Here is a 19102-nt window from a genome sequence, read left to right as displayed (position 1 = left end):
CGCCGCCACACGTCCAATGTGACAGCCACCGCTCGCACATAGCGGGGATTTGCACGGCAACGCGCCAATGTGCCAGTCACCACTCACACATAGCCGCCAGCAGGGGACAAAGCCGCGACGGGAGGAGCCTAGAAACAAAGAACCCCCGAGATTCCGTAGTCGGGAATCTCGGGGGCTAATGGATAGTATCGAGGATTGGTTCAGGATTGGATAGGGTCAGGGCGTGGGCTTAGGCGCGACACCGCTAGTGAGTATCAGCGTTGCACACCGCTATGCATCGCACCATCCGCGCTGCAACACGACGCCGCAGCACCGCGCACATCGCGCCGAGCCGAGCAACATGTGCATTGTGCGGCGAGCGCCTCATACTGCATGAGCCATGCATGCGGCGACGTTCAACACCGCGCCACGGCACACCGCACAGCATCACCGCACGCAAGCACCGCGCCACACTGATGCACCACACCGATGCACCGCACGTACCGTGCAGCTCGGCACCGCACCGCACGCCGCAGCGCCACACACCGCGCACCGCACCACGCACCGCGCACCGCGGGCTTAGCGGACCTTCTTGATGCGCACGATGAGCCACGCCGCGATAAGCACGATGACGATTGCCACGATGAACACCACCGTGTAGGCCTGGCTAGGCGTGCTGGTCACACCCATCACGGACTTGACGATGACCACAATCAGTGAGGTGAACACCGAGCCAATGACCGTCGACAGCGTGTTGGCGAGGTTGAGAATGCCCAGGTCCTTGCCGGCTTCCTCGGGGTTGGGCAGCACGGAGACGTTGAGTGCCTGGTCGATGGCGTTGTAAGTGCCGTAGCCCAGACCTGCGATGGCGGCGAACAGATACATGCCCACCGCGCTGTGGAACAGCAACGGCATGGCGGCACCGAGAGCAAACATGCAGCTTGCGAGCGCGACCGGCACCTTGCGCATGCCGATCTTATCGGTCAGCGGTCCAGCGCCCAACGCGGCGACGAGAGACACGATGAGTGTGATCACCGACATCGTGGCGATCAACGCGGCCGCCTTCGTGCCGCCGTCCGGATCACCGGCATACACGTAATCCTGTGCGATGTAGAGCTGGTAGGAGTTGATCATCCAGTAGCCGCCCATCATGAGCGTGCGGCCGGCGAGCGCGTAGTAGAAGTCAGGCGCGTGGCGCGGCGGACGGAACGAAAGCAGCAGCATGCGCAGCGAGAATTTCTCGCGCGGCTCGTCTTCGTTGCTCTTCTCGCGAGGCCAGATGGCCACGACGGCAATGCCGATGAGCGCGAACACAGCCAGGCCCATCACCCAGCCTGCATCCATGCCGGACTGACCCTGCGCCAGCAAGCGTGCGCCCACGAAGCTACCGATTGTCTGACCGGCGGCAATGCCAGCGCCGTAGAAGCCGGAAACGCGGCCACGGAACTTGTCGGGCACGCGATCGGACATCGTGGCGACGAACGGGGCGAGCATGACGTTGTATCCCAGCTGTGCCATGCACCAGAAGAACAGCACGGCGCCGAAGCTGTGCTGCACGAGCGAGACGGCGCCCACCGACAGGCCTGCGACGATGCCGCCGGCGATGATCCACGGTGTGCGCTTGCCCCACTTGCTGCGGGTGAGGTCGGAGAGCGTGCCGAAGATGATGTTGGCCAGCAGCGCCACAATCGAGCCCACTGCATTGATGGTGCCGAGCATCGATTCCTTGGCGCCGGCGTTGATGTTTTCAAGCACTGCCGGCAGGATGATCGACGAAAGCGCCACCCACGGGATTGCGCACAGCACAGCGGACAGGGTGAAACCGATGCCCAGCCGCACCACTTCGGTCTTTGTGGGGATGCTGCCATCCGCGGCTGCCATCGGGTCACGCATGTCGTTGAAGGCGGATTCGGTGTTCAATGCTTCCGCCCCCACCACGCTGGAAAGCGCTGTCGCGGGAGCACCGGAATCCGTTGCCGCCACAACGTTCTGCACATCGGTGTTTTGGACCGTTTCAGGCGATCCCTCCGGCCGATTTTCCTTGGTGATGAATGGTTCGCCGAGCTTGTCGACGGATTCGAACTGCTGTTGGGTGAAAGCATGGCCTACATCCGGGCGTTCGATACCGGGAATCGCCTCACGGTCCTCGTCGGCCGCCGTAGACCCGGGAGCTGCCTCTGGAGCGGGTTCAGATGGATCAACCGCAGGTCGCAGCTCTTCGCGGGCATCGGCATCGTTGCCAGTGCCCAAGCGATCTGATGCGTCGTCGTTCATGATTGTTTCCTCCTATCATGTGCGACTATCTGTGTTTCAATTATGAGGCGCAGCATAACGTCGAAAACTGTGATTACCCCAAGGATTCCCACAGTTCAGACTCATTTCACTGCACAGCAACCGTCAAACGTTTGCCAAACGGCTGTCAGCGTGTCGTATCGCCTTTGATGAGCCTCACAGGAATGACTTTGCGTTCGGCGCGCCGATCGCGGCGCTTACCGTCGTATTGCATCTCCTCTGCGAGAAGGTGCACCAAGCTGTGGGACAGCATACCGACGTTTTGGCGCACGGTGGTGATGCGCAGCCCTGCGGCATCGGCCACCAATGTGCCATCGAACGACATAATCTGAACGTCCTGCGGGATCTTCAGACCACGCTTCAACGCTTGTTGTACAGAATACGCCGCCGCCATATCCGGTGCAATAATCGCGTCCAGACGCGGAAACGATTCGAAAGCGGCCACCGCAGCCTTGCTGAACAACGGCAGCTGTGCCACGTGATCTACCTGCACGTAGTCGACACGCACGCCATGCGAAGCGAGCTCCTCTTCGAGGGCGCGATGGTAATGGGTCGTGGGGAACGACGTGTCGTTGCCCTGCGAATCGATGGGGATGTCGCGGAATTGCGAGCGCGGGCCGCCCATTTCCACCACGCGCTTGGCGCCGCTATCCAGCAGCTGGGTGCATACCAGCCGCGCTGCCTGCAGCCAATCGCTCTGCACAATGGGGATCGAGGGGTCGATGAAGCGGTCGAACGCCACGATCGGCGCCTCAAGGGCCGCCACGGAGCTCTCATCCTCAGCGTGGGAGCAGGTGATGAGACCGTCAAGCTTCTTGTGCCGCAGCATGTCGAGCAGCACGGTTTCGGCGCCGGGCATCTGCTCCACGCCGAGAGTCACCGGCACTTCATCGATGGTGACAAGCTGCTTGTGAATCTCCGACGCCAGCGAAGCGAAGAACGGATGGTTAAGCGTAGGCAACAGAACGCCCACGAGCCCACTACGCTGGGCGTCCGCGCGATGCAGCTTCTTCTTGGGTATGTAGCCCAAATCCTTCACCGCCTGCATCACTCGGTCATGCATGTCTTGCGAGACATAACCCGTGTCGTTCACAACGAGTGACACCGTGCTCAGCGACACCCCTGCCTTGCGAGCGACATCTCTCATGCCAACCATTGCGGCCTCCCTTCCCTCCGGCGTGCCGGAAGTAGACGCCGTGGTATCCCTGCCACTGGCGCCGTATGTCTGCGTTCGATATATGCGCGTATGCGAAATCCCTTAAGAAATCAGGCATTCCTAAGGACTCGCGCTCTCCCAAGCTCTCGAACGCCCGAAACCGGAACGTGCCGGCTTCGGCAATCGCGCATCTGCTGTTTTCGATGTTAACACGGGAGCAAGTTCCGCTGCATTACGCCACACCGGGCGTTTCTCAGTCGTTCCCCGTGTCGCGAAAATTCATGTGCACAATTCGATTTTCTGTGCACACTTCGCTCTGTGGCGGGCAGATATGTCGAACAGCGCGCAGGGCATCAGAACAAATACCACAGACTCCACAGTCCTAGGCCGCCTTGCCCTAGGCCGCCTCGGGCGCCTGCGCCGCGGGGATTCAGAGAACCGCCAAGCGCCTTGCAGTTCGCCGCAGACGCCTAGCGGTTCTCACAGACCTCGCCGGTTCTTTACGGCCTCGCTGGTTCTCACAGGCTTACAGCTCGTACACCACGCCTTCCCACGGCGAAAGCTTGCCCAGCAGCAGGCTCGCAGCCGCATCGTCGGGGTCGGTGGTCGACAGCACAATGCGCGAAGCATCCACCTTGCCGTCGAGCGCCGCAGCGGCCTGCGCGGGCACATGCGCCGAACGAGAGCTGCAATTGACAACCACGAGCAGCGAACGGCGCGCATTCCCAAGCACACCGCCCTCCAGATGACCTTCCGTACTGCCTGCCGCACCGCCGTCCGAACGACCTTCCGCACTGCCTGCCAGACGACCTTCCACGCCGCCGTCCGAATCCGGCAGCGAGCGCAGGAAGTCATACACCTGCTCATCCTCCGGGTCCAGCAGCGTCCAGTCGCCGGCCGCCACAATGGGATTCGTGTGGCGCAGCTCGATGAGCTTCTGGTAGAACGCAAACACGGAATCGGGATCATCCACCTGCGCCTCGGCATTGATGACATCGTGGTTTGGGTTCACGCTGATCCACGGTTCGGTTGGAGCGTATTCCGCCGTAAAACCCGCGTATTTCGTGGAATCCCACTGCATCGGCGTGCGGGCGTTGTCGCGCGACTGGGCGGCAAGACCGGCCATCATGTCATCCGCTGACTCGACCTTGGCTTCCTCGACGCGCTGATGATACATGTTGATGGACTCCAGGTCGCGATACTGGTCGAGGCGCGTGAAACCAGCGTTCGTCATGCCCAGTTCCTCGCCTTGGTAGATGTAAGGCGTGCCGCGGTGCAAGTGCGCCAGCAATGCGAGCGCCTTGGCGGACCTGACTCGCATGTCGTCGCTCGACGTATCGCCCCAGCGGCTCACGACGCGCGGCTGGTCGTGGTTGTCAAGGAATATGCTCGCCCAGCCGTTGCTGGCGACGGCATTTTGCTGCGACGCCATCGTGCGCTTGAGATCGGTGAGGCGCATGGGCTTGGGGGTCCATTTGCCGCCCTCGCCGTGGTCAATGTCGAGGTGCGTGAACACAAACAGCATGTCAAGCTCGCGATTGCGCGGATCGGTGATGTGTTCGTCGCGGGGGCCGCCCTCGATGCCGGTGCCTTCGCCCACGGTCATATAGCCGTCGCGGCCATCGAACACCTCGCGATGCATCTCCTGGAGGAATTCGTCAAGGCGCGGGCCGTCCTCGCAGAACCAATACACGTTCGAGTAGCCCTCGGGGCCGATCTCGCCATCCTCCATCTCGCCATTGGGGCCCAGATGCTTGGAAATAAGCGTGATCACGTCCATGCGGAAACCGTCAATACCGCGATCCATCCACCAATTCATCATGTCGTACACCGCGTGGCGCACGGCAGGATTTTCCCAATTGAGGTCCGGCTGCTTCTTCGAGAACTGGTGCAGGTAGTATTCGCCGCGCTTGGGATCGTATTGCCACGCGCTGCCGCCGAAGTAGGATCCCCAGTGGTTGGGCTCAGCGCCGGGCGTGCCGGGCTCATGGCCGGGCTTGGCCGGACGCCACCAATACCAGTCCGCGTGCGGGTCGTCCTTGCTACGGCTGGCTTGGAACCATGGGTGTTCGTCCGACGTGTGGTTGACCACGAGGTCCATGACGACCTTCATGCCCAGCCGGTGTGCCTTGGCGAGCAGTGCATCCATGTCAGCGAGAGTGCCGAACATCGGGTCGATTTGCTGGTAGTCGGCGATGTCGTAGCCGTTATCGTCTTGCGGGGACTTGTAGACGGGGCTGAGCCAGATGACATCGACGCCCAAGCGTGCCAGATAGTCGAGACGCTGGGTGATGCCGCGCAGGTCGCCGATTCCGTCGCCGTTCGTGTCTTGGAATGAACGCGGATAAATCTGATAGACCACGCAATTGGCCCACCATGGGTTGGGCGATGCGCCGTTGGTGCGCACGCTATCGGGAAGTTCGATGCGCTGAGTGGATGTCATGATGATCCTTTCTGCTCGGCAAGGCCGCTTCTTGGCTTCGTTGCGGTGCCTGTGTGCGACCCGAGTTCAGTGACTTGGACTGTACGGCCTGAGGCTGGATGGCCTTGGGCTGGATTGGCTTTGGGCCCGCTTCTGTCTTCCATTATTGCCGCTCCACGCCGCTGCCCGCGCCACCAGCGCTGCACACCACCAGCATCCGCGCCGTTATCACCCATGCCGCTCGATGGCACGAACCACCTCGCTAGGCAGTGCGGAGGGTATGGAAGTATGCGGTGAGCTGACGGGAACAATCGGATTCGAGCACTCCACCATAAACCTGCGGCATGGCGCCCACATGCGGATCACGGGGGATATCCCACACAGAACCGCACGCGCCCATCTTCGGATCCCACGCACCAAACACGATGCGTCCCATATGAGCGCTCACCGCCGCTCCCGCGCACATCGGGCAGGGTTCCAACGTCACGACGAGCGTGCAATCCGCAAGATTCCACGTGCCCAGCGCACGAGCCGCCGCACGCATCGCCTCGACCTCGGCGTGGGACAGCGGATCGCAATGCACTTCGCGCATATTGCGGCCCGTCGCAATCACCGCGCCATCGGCGTTCAGCACCACTGCGCCAATCGGCATGTCTCCGGCAACAGCCGCGGATTGTGCCTGGCGCAACGCCTCGCGCATCGCGCCTTCATAAGGCGAGCGCTGCTTGGTATCCGCGCGCACAGGAATCGGCGCGCCAGTGTGCGCATTCGTAGTGTGGGCGGCATCGTCTGCAGTCATGTCTGTGGCCATCTCCACGGACGTGACCACAGCCGTGTCTGTTCCCTGCGTAATCCGTCCCTTGTCATCTGCCATGCCACCATGCTATCTAAGCCCGAACCGCAACCAGCTCCACGCCACCGGCCACATCCACTCCGCCAGAAATCCCCGATCTCACCAGTCACGGACACCCCACCTGTCGGCTGAACTCCGCCGGCGAAGTATCCTGAAAGCATGACCATGAAACTCACTGTGCTTGACCACCCGCTGGTGGACCACAAGCTCACCGTGCTGCGTGACAAAAACACGCCGTCGTCCCTTTTCCGCCGCCTCGTCTCGGAGCTCGTAACGCTTGAGGCATACGAGGCCACGCGAGACCTCGCCGTCGAGGATGTGCCCGTCGAAACGCCTGTGGCGCCCACCGTGGGCAAGCGCATCGCCGGACCGCGCCCGCTCATCGTGCCGATTCTGCGCGCCGGACTGGGAATGCTCGACGGCATGACGTCGCTGTTGCCAACCGCCGAAGTGGGATTCCTCGGCATGAAGCGCGACGAATCCACGCTTGACATCATCACGTACGCCAACCGCCTGCCCGACGACCTCTCCGGTCGCCAGTGCTTCCTGCTCGATCCGATGCTCGCCACTGGCGGCACGCTCGTGGCAGCGATCCACTACCTGCATGAGCGCGGTGCGAAGACCATCACGTCGCTTAACATCATCGCTGCGCCCGAAGGAATCAAGCGGCTGCGCGAAACCGTGGACCCCTCGATTGACTTCCACGTGCTCACGTGTGCGCTCGACGACCACCTCAACGAGCAGGCTTATATTGTGCCCGGTCTGGGCGATGCCGGCGACAGGCTGTACGGCGTCGTTGACTGAGGCAGCGGCTGGCTGAGGTGGCGGTTGATTGCGGCAGCGCGTGGTGCAACACGGCATGGTGCGGCACAGCGCGGCGCAGCACAGCGCGACCGGTTCGACTGATTCAGCGCAGTTCCATACCGTATTCCCGCGCGGCCTGTTCAATCGGCGGCATACCGAAGCGTTCGATAAGGTCGCGCATACCCTGCGCATTCGCCTCGCCGTGCTTTGCGGCGCGGCGGATGCAGCGATCAAAGCCCACAAATTCCGCCGGATCTGACTTCGTGTGGAATTTATCGGCGTACATGACGAGCTTCTGCTCCGCGGTGACCGGCACATAATCCGCCACCGGGAGCGGGAGCTCTTGTTCTTTCACAGCCTTGGCGGTCAGGCCGATTCCCGTGTGATTGCGCGCGAACTGCGCCAAATCCTCACCGAATCCGCATGCTTTGAGCAACTTGTAGCCGCGCAACCCATGCTGGATGTATTTCGAATGCTTGAACCGCAGCGGTTCGCCATCGCTGCCATCGGATTTGATGAGCTGGTACGTGCCGATGTCGTGCACCATGCCGCCCAGCGCGAGAAGGCGTTCGTCGAGCGGCGTGCCGTCGGCGTGCGTGATGGCGTCGGCGCGGACGAGGCTCAGCGCGAGGCGTGCGACGATGACGCAATGCGTGTGGATGATGTCGTAAGCGTGCTGTGACGGCGCGAGTGCGCGGTGCAGCGCGGCGACACGTTCGATGTCGAACTCGGTGAGTCCCGTGGCTTCCGTGAGCGGGAGGAAGTCCATGTTTCCGGTCATGCCAGGGGTTGTGGTGATGGGGGTTGTTGTACCAGAAGTAGTGCCGGGAATCGCGGTGCCAGGGGTTGCGGTGCCAGGAGTTGTTGTATCCATATTCCCCATAGTGCCACGGCATTCCCGACATGGCGGCGGATGGCAATGCCGCAGCAAAACCGCTACGCAGCAGGACACCGAACCAACCGCCCAATGTGTCAGCCGCCACTCACACATAGCCACCACAACAACACCCACCGCACAAGGAAACCCCGAAAACAGGCCGCTCCCGTATCGAGCCACACCACAAACACACCCAATGCGCCAGTCGCCACTCACACATAGCAGGAATCCAGCGCATCAACACTGCAATGTGCAAGCCACCGCTCACACATAGCCGCCACAGTAGCACCGGAGACACAAGCAAACACTGAAAACAGGCCACTCCCGAATCCACCCGCACCACCGACACACCCAATGTGCCAGTCGCCACTCACACATAGCCGCCACAACAACACCCACCGCACAAGGAAACCCCGAAAACAAGCCAATCCGGAATCCACCCACACCACCCGCGCGCCCAATGCGCCAGCCACCGCTCACACATAGCCACCACAACGGCACCCGCCGCACCACGAACCCCAACAAACAAGCCAATCCCCCATATCATCCACACCACCAAAATCCCTCAATGTGCCGCAGCTCAGCCAGCCCGCAAAGAACGTGATACTCTGGGAACAGATAGCCCGTTTCGGTACCACCCTCTGGTGGTATTGATGCGGGTTATTTGATTCTTACCAGTACATCATCGGTCGGCATCAATGATGTACACCACCCCATATTTGAAGCCGCACGCCCACCGCAATGCGCCAGCTACCACTCACACATAGCGACCACAGCAGCACCGGAGACACAAGCAAACACTGAAAACAGGCCGCTCCCGCATCAAGCCACACCACCGACACACCCAATGTGACAGCCACGGCTCACACATAACCGCCGCAACGGCACCCGCCACATCACGAACCCCAGAAAACAAGCCAACCCCTAACCCACTCGCACCACAAACACCTGCTATGTGACAGCCACCGCTCACACATAGCGAGGAATCCGACCCGACAGCGGCCAATGTGCCAGCCGCCACTCACACATAACCGCCACAACGGCACCCGCCACATCACGAACCCCAGAAAACAAGCCAACCCCTAACCCACTCGCACCACAAACACCTGCTATGTGACAGCCACCGCTCACACATAGCGAGGAATCCGGCACGACAGCGGCCAATGTGCCAGCCGCCACTCACACATAGCCCCCCTCTATGACACGTCGGCAGCTGCTCAGCACCCTTCAGGTCTTCGGCGCGCTTCGCTTTGGGCTTAATAGACGCTGTCGTAGCGATTCACATCGGACGATTTCGTAGACCATTGGATAGACTTGCCATAGGTTTGGTTACTTTCTGCGATTGCCGTGCCGCAGCGAAAGCCGCACCTCCGCAAAGGCCACGCCGCAGCGAAAATGCGGGGCTTCGCCAAGCGCGAGGCGCGCCAAGCGGAAACACAGCGCCACAAACGAAGGAAGTATTGCATTCACGTCATCGTAAGTGAACCTTGGCGAGGATCACACCGGACAGGAGCTAGCCCCATAAAGGCAGCGACCCGCCAGACAAGGCAGGCCGCCACAGGCCCGCCCACCGCGGCCGCACACCGCAGGCCCACGCGCACGCCACAGCTAGGCAGCCCGGCAGGCCAGCGCCACACCATATACGTCCATACATCTGCACATTGAGCTCAAAGGAGGAACGATGGCAGAACCGAAACCAGCGCAGCCGCAGGCTTCAGCACAGCAGGCTTCAACACCGTGGCATAATCCGCTGCGCGACAGCCGAGACCTGAGGCTGCCTCGCATCGCAGGACCGTGCTCGCTCGTCATCTTCGGCGTCACCGGCGATCTATCCAAGAAGAAACTGCTGCCCGCCGTCTACGACTTGGCGAACCGCGGCCTGCTGCCGGTGAACTTCGGCCTGGTCGGCTTCGGCCGCCGCGACTGGACGAACGAGCAGTTCGCGGCATTCGTCGAAGAGAACGTGCGCGCGCATTCCCGCACGCCATTCAATGAAGCCACGTGGAAGTTCCTCAGCGGCGGCATTCGCTTCGTGCAAGGCACCTTCGACGACCCCGCTGCATTCCAGCGCCTGTCGCAGACGGTCTCCGAACTTGACTCGGAGCGCGGCACACAGGGCAACCACGCGTTCTATATGTCGGTGCCGCCACGCGCATTCCCCACAGTGTCGAAGATGCTGCGCGATTCCGGCCTGTCGCACTCGCAATCGGGGGCATGGCGTCGCGTCATCATCGAGAAGCCGTTCGGCCATGATTTGCAAAGTGCCAAGGAGCTCGACCGCGTGGTTTCCGACGTGTTCGACCCCGGCTCCGTGTTCCGCATCGACCACTACCTGGGCAAGGAGACCGTGCAGAACCTGCTGGCGCTGCGTTTCGCCAACATGATGTTCGAACCGATCTGGAACGCCAACTACGTCGACCATGTGCAGATCACGATGGCCGAGGACATCGGCATCGGCGGCCGCGCCGGCTATTACGACGGTATCGGCGCCGCACGCGATGTGATCCAGAACCACCTGCTGCAGCTGCTCGCCCTCACCGCCATGGAAGAGCCGGTGTCGTTCAGCGCCGCGGACCTTACCGCCGAGAAGACGAAGGTGCTCTCCGCCGTGCGGGTGCCCCACGACCTGGCGCACACCACTGCCCGCGGCCAGTACGCCGCCGGCTGGCAAGGCTCCGAGAAGGTCATCGGGTATTTGGATGAGAAGGGCATCGATCCCAATTCCCGCACCGAGACCTACGCCGCGATTCGTCTCGACATCGATACCCGCCGCTGGGCTGGCGTGCCGTTCTACCTGCGCACCGGCAAGCGCCTGGGCAAGCGCGTGACGGAAATCGCCGTCGTGTTCAAGCGCGCCCCGCACCTTCCGTTCGAGCAAACCGCCACGCGTGAGCTGGGGCAGAACGCCGTCGTGATTCGCGTGCAGCCCGACGAAGGCATCACGCTCCGTTTCGGCGCGAAGGTCCCCGGCACCGCCATGGAAGTGCGCGACGTGTCGATGGACTTCAACTACGGCAGCTCGTTCACTGAGGCATCGCCGGAAGCCTACGAACGCCTGATTCTCGACGTGCTGCTCGGCGATCCGCCGCTGTTCCCCACCACCCGCGAAGTGGAGCTCTCGTGGGAGATTCTTGACCCGATCGAACAATACTGGGCCACGCTCGGCCAGCCGCAACCGTACCGCGCCGGCACGTGGGGCCCGAAGGAAGCCGACGAGATGCTTGCCCGCGAGGGCAGGATGTGGAGGATGCCATGATTGTGGAAATGCCTGACAGCACGACGTCCGAGATTTCGCGCAAAATCGACCAGTTGCACGAGGAGCGCGGCGAATCTGCGCAATCCCGCGTGCTCACACTGATCATTTCAACGACGGACGCCGAACTCGAGAACGCGCTGGAGGCCGCCAACGCTGCGAGCCGTGAGCATCCGTGCCGCATCATCGCGGTGGTGCCATCGAGCTCGCGCACCCCGATCGTGGACGATGACGGCACCTGCCATCCGCTGGACGCGCAGGTGCGCTTTGGCGCGGACGCTGGTGCCGGCGAGTGCATTGTGCTGCACCCGCATGGTGGTTTGAACGATCACCTCGACACGCTCGTGATGCCGCTGCTCGTGCCGGATGTGCCGATTGTGGCGTGGTGGCCGACAAATCCGCCGTTCAATCCGTCCGCTGACTCGCTCGGCCGCATGGCAACCGCACGTGTGACCGATGCGCTGCGCAGCGACTCGCCTGCCGCGACGTTCGCGGAGCTGCGCGAGAACCGCACGCCCGAAGACACCGATATGTCGTGGACCCGACTGACCGTGTGGCGCGCGCTGGTGGCGTCGCTGCTCGACCGCCCGCCCTACACGCCTGTGCTCAAGGCGACCGTGCGTTCCGGTCCCGCGTATCTGCCCGCGTATCTGCTGGCCGCATGGCTTGCGTTGACGCTGAAAGTGCCGGTGACGCTGGAGACCGATCCCGATGGCGAAGTCGTGACGGGTGTGTCGCTGTGGCGCGAGGATGGCGAGATGTCGCTTGATCGCCCGCATGAGGACAAGTGCATCATCTCGCTGCCGAATCAGAAGCCGCAGACGCTTTCCGTGCCGCGCCGCACGCTTGAGGATTGTCTGAGCGAGGAACTGCGCCGTCTTGACCCGGATGAGATTTATGCTGAGGTTGTAGACAAAGGTTGGGATTTGGTGCGACGCCCTGCGTGACGTTGCGGCATTCCGCGGCAGTGCAGCATCCTGCGAAATGCGGTGATGCTGCGAGATGCGGTGATGCTGCGGTGGCGCTCCAGCGCCGTGATATGTAGGCTGAATTGCATCGCGTTGCCACGAATACGGTGATTCGCTGGCGACGCGATGCACTTTTGTTCATATACGCTCAAGTTCCAAACATTATTGAACATAATTCAAACAACATAGAAATAATAAACAAACATGAATGATTCAATTTTTTACATCAATCACTCAGATTCGGACGATTCCGATGAAGGCCTGAAGGAAGCGCTGGCGCGCCGCGAGATGGTGGTCTACCCCGACAAGCAGATCCTCGTGACCGCGGTCGCCACCCGCATGCTGCTCAAGATCAGCGACCTGCTGACCCGTCAGGAACGCGTGGACGTGGCTCTCACCGGCGGCACTACCGGCATTGACGTGCTCAAGGCCGCCAGCGTGAGCACCGCGCAGGGCATCATCGAATTCCCTCGCGTGCATTTCTGGTTCGGCGACGAACGCTTCGTGCAGCAGGATTCCGACGACCGCAACGCCAAGCAGGCACGAGAAGCATGGCTCGACGGGCTGGTGCGCAACGGCCTGCTGCCCGAAGAAAACATCCACGAAATGCCCGCAGACACCCGTCCGCGCCGCGAAGCAGACGTTGCCCCCGCACGCACGAATGACGAAATCCTGGATGCTGCCGCAGAACGCTACAACGACGAACTCTCCGTCGCCTTGGGCAACAAGGAACGCAAGACGCTTGACATCGCACTCTTCGGCGTGGGCCCGGACGGTCACTTCGCATCGCTGTTCCCGCACCATCACGCAATGCAAGTGCACGACCCCAATCAGCGCGTGACCGGAGTGAGCCACTCCCCCAAGATGCCGCCCCTGCGCCTGAGCCTCACGCTGCCGTTCATCCAGCAGACGAACTATGTGTGGATGGTCGCCTCCGGTCTTTCCAAGGCCGATGCCGTGCACTCCGCCATCGAGCGCCCCGGCGATCCGGACATTCCCAGCTCCTTCGCAGCTGGCCATCGCCAGACCCTGTGGATGGTGGACCGCAACGCATTCTCCGCTCAGCAGCACATCCTGAGCTAACGAGCGGGCTTCACCACATACAGGCTTCACGCAAGCTTCACGGATACAGCAAAGCCCCCATTGCCGTTTGCACAGCGCAATCACGGCAATGGGGGCTTTGCTATCTAGCCCTATGCTCCGTCATCGGCGATACAGGATGACGGAGAGGGGCGAAAAGACGAGACGAGAGACGCGCGACACAAGACGAAACCGTCACGACGCAAGACGCGAGACTCACCGAACGACAAGGAACGTGCGCTCGGCATGAATGGGGTCTTTGGGCAGTTCGGATTCCACGGTGACGTCATCCACGCGCGCCCATTGGGGGCCATGCCACAGCCACTCGATCATCTGCGCAACCGGTTCCGGCTCGCCCTGGATTTCCAATTCCACAGAACCATCCATGCAATTGCGCACCCAACCGACGATGCCTATGCGTCGCGCGGCACGCACGGATTCGTAGCGGAATCCCACGCCCTGCACCATGCCGGTTACCACAATGTGCTTGCGCACGTGGCTGGGGCGGCCGTCATTGCGCTCAGCCGCCCCAGTCAGTCCTGCTTCACGCCGCATCAGGCGGTCTGAATCTCCGAACGGTCGCCGCTCCACAGCGTGTGGAACGCACCGGGCTGGTCCACGCGACCATACGTGTGGGCGCCGAAGAAGTCACGCTGCCCCTGGATCAGCGCAGCAGGCAGGCGCTTGGAACGCAGGCCGTCGTAGTACGACAGCGAGCTGGAGAACGCCGGCACCGGGATGCCCGCGAGCGCAGCCTTCGCCACGACCTCGCGCCACGCCTCCTGCGCGGATTCCACGGCCTTCGTGAAGTAATCGTCGAACAGCAGCGAGCTGAACGCCTCCTGCTTGCCTGCCGCCACGTTGTCGTAAGCCTCGGAGATGCGGTTGAGGAACTTGGCGCGGATGATGCAGCCGCCGCGCCAGATGCGTGCCACGGCGCCCAGGTCAATCTTCCAACCGTATTCCTTGGCGCCCGCCTGAATCTCATCGAAGCCTTGGGCGTATGCCACGATCTTCGACGCATACAGCGCCTGGCGCACGGCCTCCACGAACGCAGCCTTGTCAGCGTCGTCGATGCCAAGGTCGCCGTTGGGGCCGGTGAGCGGGGTGCGGGCGTTTTCAGCGCGCTGCTCGCTCATGCCGGAAAGTCCACGGGAAAACACGGCTTCTGCAATGCCGGTAACGGGCACCGCGAGGCTGAGGGCGGTCTGCACGGTCCACGTGCCGGTGCCCTTCATGCCTGCCTTGTCCACCACAATGTCCACGAACGGCTTGCCGGTCTTGGCATCCACCTGATGGAGCACCTCGGAGGTGATCTCGACGAGGTAGGAGTTGAGGTCGCCCTTGTTCCATTCATCGAACACGTCGCCGATCTGCTGCGGCGTCATACCCAGGCCGCGGCGCAGCAGGTCATAGCTTTCGCCGATGAGCTGCATGTCGGCGTATTCGATGCCGTTATGCACCATCTTGACGAAGTGGCCGGCGCCGTCAGTGCCGATGTGGGTCACGCACGGCTCGCCTTCGGCAACCGCGGCGATGGACTTCAGGATCGGGCCGAGGGTCTTCCATGATTCCTCGGTGCCGCCGGGCATCATGGACGGGCCGTTGAGCGCGCCTTCCTCACCGCCGGAGATGCCGCAACCGACGAAGTGCAGACCGCGGGCGCGAATCGCCTTCTCGCGGCGAATCGTGTCTTTGTAGAAGCTGTTGCCACCGTCGACGATGATGTCGCCGGGCTCCATGGCATCCGCCAGAGCCTCGATCATCGCGTCGGTCGGAGCGCCTGCCTTGACCATGATGATGGCGGTGCGCGGCTTGGACAGGCTTGCCACGAATTCCTCAATCGTCTTGGCCGGAATGAAATCGCCTTCGGTGCCGTGCTCCTTCATGAGCGTTTCGGTGCGGGCGTACGTGCGGTTGAACACAGCGACGGTGTTGCCGTGGTGAGCGAGGTTGCGGGCGAGATTGGAGCCCATGACCGCGAGGCCGACGACGCCGATGTTTGCCTTCTTGCCGGCGTTCCCTGCATTTGTGTTTTCTGCCATGTGAAGCCTTCCATAGGATTCATGCGGCCGTCGAGCGTGAATCGGCCGCATATACGACACCGCGCTGCATGCATGACACCGCTTGGAGGCGCGGAATTATTGGAACACCGCCGATTTTAGCGGTAGCAGCGGAACAACGGAGCCCGTCACGTGCCGCCCGCATGCACCTCCGCTGTCAGCGTAACGCGACGGGCAGGGGCGGCTTTCTCGCCACCCCGCCACCCCGCGCCCGTTACCGCTGGAATACGTCCGGATGCTCCGGATCGCCCGGCACATCGCTCATGGTGCCTTCGACGCGCAGGAATTCGCGCCAGAAGTCCAGCGACTGCCCGTACGGTCGGGCGTCCGTGCCATTGGCGAGCAGGTCAGCTTTCGCGGCGAACACGTCCACCGTGCGCACGCCGTCGAAGTACGTGGCGAGGTTGTCGAGCTGCTTCGTGTCGTAGAAGTTGCTCAGCACCACTTGGGCGAGCCGCCGCGCGCGTTCGAACGGCAGGGAATCCCAATGCCGCATCTCGAGGAAGTTCTTCAGACGCATGTCCGGGAAATGCGTGGAGAGGATGTGCGAGATCTCGGCCTTGTTGAGCTCACGGTCAGGGTAAACATCCGCCGCGTTGTCGTGCCATGCTGCGCGCACCGGCTCGTCGCCTGTGTATTCGGGCGTGTGCGTGAGGTCGGTGACCATGAGCGGCGTGGCGAGCACGTCGTAGGCGTATTCCTCCCACGTGTAATTGTCGTCATACAGTCCCGCCGGCACACCGGTGCGCTGCGGGTCCAGGCCGTCCCACATGTATTGGCGCAGCAGCGGCCACGGGTTCTCTTCACCTTCGAAATACGGAGTGTTGCGGAAGAACAGGGCGAGAATCGGGCCGATCGCCACGCCGATGCGCAGTTTGGAGATGGCGTCCTCCTCGCTGGAGTAGTCGAAACTCACTTGCGTGGACGCGGAGCACCGCATCATGTTCCAGCCCAGGCGCCACGTGCGTCCGAAGAACTTGGTCATGCCGTCATAGCGCGGCTTGGGGATGATTGTGATGTCGGAGGCATGCGTGTGCGGCTGATAACCGTAGTTCACGAGGCGGATGTGGTGACGCGCGAGGATTGGGTCGATGTCGCGGCGGAATTGCGTGTAGAAGCGTGCGAAATCCTCATCGCTGTGGGCGATGCCGAGGGAGCACTCGATCTGGCCGCCCGGTTCGAGAGACACGGCGATGCCCGGCTTGGAAAATCCCAGCAATTGGCCGTTCTCCACATACCGCGTTGCCGGGTCGTACAACGCCGACAGCTCGTTGAGGACCTCGTGCACGCCATCCTTCTCGGCATACGTCACGGCATCATTCGTGCCCACGCGCACTGGCAGATGCTCGATTTCCACACCAAAACCGAAATCCTTGGGCTGGAGGATGCCGCCCTCAAAAAAATGCACCAAGCTGCTCAGATGCTTGGGGTTGACCGAACGGTCTTGATGAAAGTAATCAAACTCGTGAATCGTCATGGCACCAGCCTATCGATAGGCGCGCAGATACTCGCGCCTTTAGCTCTATGAATTATTTATGGTTCCTTTGTTTACCGTGCGGGGTGGTTATTGCCGTTGCATGCATGCACGGTGCAATCGCGACGAGCGCGGCGCCATAGGCATTGCCCTATCGCAACGCGCGCCGAGCCGCCCGGAATTCACCTCTCGAAATTCACCCGGGAAATCACCACGGCAAAGCTCACAGCGGATGCACTTCATAGCGTCCGGTGCGGTTGGACGCCACAAGCATGTGGTTGTTGGGCAGCTCGCGCCAACCGTCGCGCGAGTCCTGGGGGAATCCGCTGGATGCCACGACCACGCCGCCGCCATCAATGTCGCGGTATCGCAGCACGCGGTAGCCTTTGGAGCGCTCCCCCAGCCCGAAACGATTGTAGATTTCGACGATGCGCGGGCTCGTCTCCACGCGGCCCGCCGCATTGGCGACGATGAAGGTGTTTTCCGTCTGCACCATGCAGTTATAGGAGCTGTGCGGGTAGCGCTTGCGCAGGTCGGCGATGGCTGCCGAGACCGCTTCGGGCAGCGTTTTGCCTTCGCTCAGGTGATGCAACACGACAGCGAAGTAGATGGCGGAATCCGACTTGCCGCCCGTTGCCAGGATCTGCTCGCGTGTGACCGGAAGGTCAGGGTCATGCACGAGGTTGCGGCCGGAATCATCGGAAATGTCGCCATTGTGGATGAATGAAATGGCATCGGCGCTGAATGGCTGCTGGTTCTCGATGATGAGAGGCAGGTTCGATGACGCTAGACGCAAGTGGAACAGCGCGCCGCGGGCGCCCTGCTGGGCGAGCAAGCTTGCGGCGGGATCGAGGTAGGCGGGTTCCGTGGATTTGTACAGCGTCGTATAGCTACCGGTGGTCGCTGCACCACCGTCATCGACGCCAGCGCGGCGGGAGGAATCCGCCACCAATGCGGCTCCCCACCCGTCGTTATGCACGAGGGAAAGGCGCAGGTATTCGCGCACGATGCCCTCGCCCAGCACATCCTCCAGGCTCTTGTTCGTCCCCGCCGTCGCGTATCCCAGCAATCTACACATGAATTCCACTCTATTCGATGAGCACCGCACAACACAGCGTGCGGTTATCGATTCATGCTATATCCTTCGATTTTGTCTGGAAGATTTCATGGCGTCGCCTTAAAACGCCACGGGGGATCGTTCGCCGCCTCGGTTCCGCTCTGCCCGGTCTTGGCCTCGCCCCCTCCGGTCCGCCCCTCGGCCTTGGCCTTGGATTCAACCTCATCCTCGGCCTAAATGTGCCAGCCGCCACTCACACATAACCGCCCGTCAGGAACCAACACAACGCCAGACCCCAGCAAACAAGCCAGACCCCGCACACACCCATCCCACCGACCCGCCAAAGTGCCAGCCGCCACTCGCACATAACGACCACGAGAGGACAAGGCGCCACGACAGGAACCCGGAAAGCCAGCAAACACAACAATCCCCCAAACACCTAACACCACAACCACCATCCCAACCCCCAAAGTGCCAGCCGCCACGCGCACATAACGCCCATCCGGAACCACCCGCAACCCAGAACCCAGCAAACAAGCCACTCCCTGCACACACCCATCCCACCGACCCGCCAATGTGCCAGCCGCCACTCGCACATAACGACCCCGAGAGAGCAAGGCGCCACGACAGGAACCCGCAAAGCCAGCAACCGCAACAATCCCCCAAACGCCCAACACCACAACCACCATCCCAACCCCCAATGTGTCAGCCGGCACTCACACATAGCGGGGATTCAGCACCACCACCGCCCAAAGTGCCAGCCGCCACTCGCACATAACCGCCACAACAACACCAACCCCAGCCCAGAACCCAGCAAACAAGCC

General features: G+C 62.0%; 13 protein-coding genes. 4 read left to right on the top strand and 9 right to left on the bottom strand.

Going from position 1 to position 19102, the window contains the following annotated elements:
* Positions 1–558: 558 nt before the first annotated feature.
* The 4 genes from CLV65_RS02875 to CLV65_RS02860 all read right to left on the bottom strand — a co-directional run bounded on the left by CLV65_RS02875 (position 559) and on the right by CLV65_RS02860 (position 6549).
* Positions 559–2253 (bottom strand): MFS transporter, encoded by a 1695-nt coding sequence (locus CLV65_RS02875; RefSeq protein WP_094691393.1) that lies wholly within the window; start codon positions 2251–2253, stop codon positions 559–561.
* A 145-nt stretch (positions 2254–2398) separates the two neighbouring features.
* A complete protein-coding gene (locus CLV65_RS02870) occupies positions 2399–3427 on the bottom strand; it encodes a LacI family DNA-binding transcriptional regulator (protein ID WP_094691394.1) in 1029 nt (342 codons plus the stop codon).
* 526 nt (positions 3428–3953) lie between these two features.
* On the bottom strand, positions 3954–5870 hold the full coding sequence (locus tag CLV65_RS02865) for an alpha-glucosidase (RefSeq protein WP_094691395.1): 1917 nt from the start codon (positions 5868–5870) through the stop codon (positions 3954–3956).
* Positions 5871–6111: 241 nt separating this feature from the next.
* A complete protein-coding gene (locus CLV65_RS02860) occupies positions 6112–6549 on the bottom strand; it encodes a nucleoside deaminase (protein ID WP_094691418.1) in 438 nt (145 codons plus the stop codon).
* Positions 6550–6867: 318 nt separating this feature from the next.
* Between CLV65_RS02860 and upp the strand changes: the two genes are divergently transcribed.
* Positions 6868–7506 (top strand): uracil phosphoribosyltransferase, encoded by a 639-nt coding sequence (gene upp / locus CLV65_RS02855; protein WP_094691396.1) that lies wholly within the window; start codon positions 6868–6870, stop codon positions 7504–7506.
* 103 nt (positions 7507–7609) lie between these two features.
* Here the strand turns inward: upp and CLV65_RS02850 are convergent, their stop codons facing one another.
* The gene (locus CLV65_RS02850; RefSeq protein WP_420848397.1) at positions 7610–8380 is read right to left on the bottom strand and encodes an HD domain-containing protein; all 771 of its coding nucleotides are present in this window, start codon (positions 8378–8380) and stop codon (positions 7610–7612) included.
* A 1684-nt stretch (positions 8381–10064) separates the two neighbouring features.
* Between CLV65_RS02850 and zwf the strand changes: the two genes are divergently transcribed.
* From zwf to pgl, 3 genes are all read left to right on the top strand, one after another.
* Entirely contained in the window at positions 10065–11639 is a 1575-nt protein-coding gene (zwf, locus tag CLV65_RS02845) for a glucose-6-phosphate dehydrogenase (RefSeq protein ID WP_094690491.1), read from the top strand.
* Positions 11636–12583, top strand: coding sequence for a glucose-6-phosphate dehydrogenase assembly protein OpcA (locus tag CLV65_RS02840; protein WP_094690506.1), 948 nt, complete (start codon positions 11636–11638; stop codon positions 12581–12583). The genes zwf and CLV65_RS02840 overlap by 4 nt, the downstream gene beginning before the upstream one ends.
* Before the next feature lie 225 nt (positions 12584–12808).
* Positions 12809–13687: a 6-phosphogluconolactonase gene (gene pgl, locus CLV65_RS02835; protein WP_244569073.1), complete on the top strand. Its 879-nt coding sequence runs from the start codon at positions 12809–12811 to the stop codon at positions 13685–13687.
* Between the two features lie 213 nt (positions 13688–13900).
* Here the strand turns inward: pgl and CLV65_RS02830 are convergent, their stop codons facing one another.
* The 4 genes from CLV65_RS02830 to CLV65_RS02815 all read right to left on the bottom strand — a co-directional run bounded on the left by CLV65_RS02830 (position 13901) and on the right by CLV65_RS02815 (position 18299).
* Positions 13901–14239, bottom strand: coding sequence for an acylphosphatase (locus tag CLV65_RS02830; protein WP_094690492.1), 339 nt, complete (start codon positions 14237–14239; stop codon positions 13901–13903).
* Entirely contained in the window at positions 14239–15729 is a 1491-nt protein-coding gene (gene gndA, locus CLV65_RS02825; protein WP_094690493.1) for an NADP-dependent phosphogluconate dehydrogenase, read from the bottom strand. Before gndA ends, CLV65_RS02830 begins: the two co-directional genes overlap by 1 nt.
* 232 nt (positions 15730–15961) lie before the next feature.
* Positions 15962–17224: a glutamate-cysteine ligase family protein gene (locus CLV65_RS02820; RefSeq protein ID WP_094690494.1), complete on the bottom strand. Its 1263-nt coding sequence runs from the start codon at positions 17222–17224 to the stop codon at positions 15962–15964.
* Positions 17225–17444: 220 nt separating this feature from the next.
* Positions 17445–18299 carry a class II glutamine amidotransferase gene (locus CLV65_RS02815; RefSeq protein ID WP_094690495.1) on the bottom strand — a complete coding sequence of 285 codons (855 nt, stop codon included), beginning with the start codon at positions 18297–18299 and terminating at the stop codon, positions 17445–17447.
* Between the last annotated feature and the right edge of the window lie 803 nt (positions 18300–19102).

It is taken from the genome of Pseudoscardovia suis, assembly GCF_002797875.1.
GTDB lineage: Bacteria > Actinomycetota > Actinomycetes > Actinomycetales > Bifidobacteriaceae > Pseudoscardovia > Pseudoscardovia suis.
The sequence above is the reverse complement of the archived record's forward strand: the minus strand, read 5'-3'. Positions and strand labels throughout refer to the sequence as shown.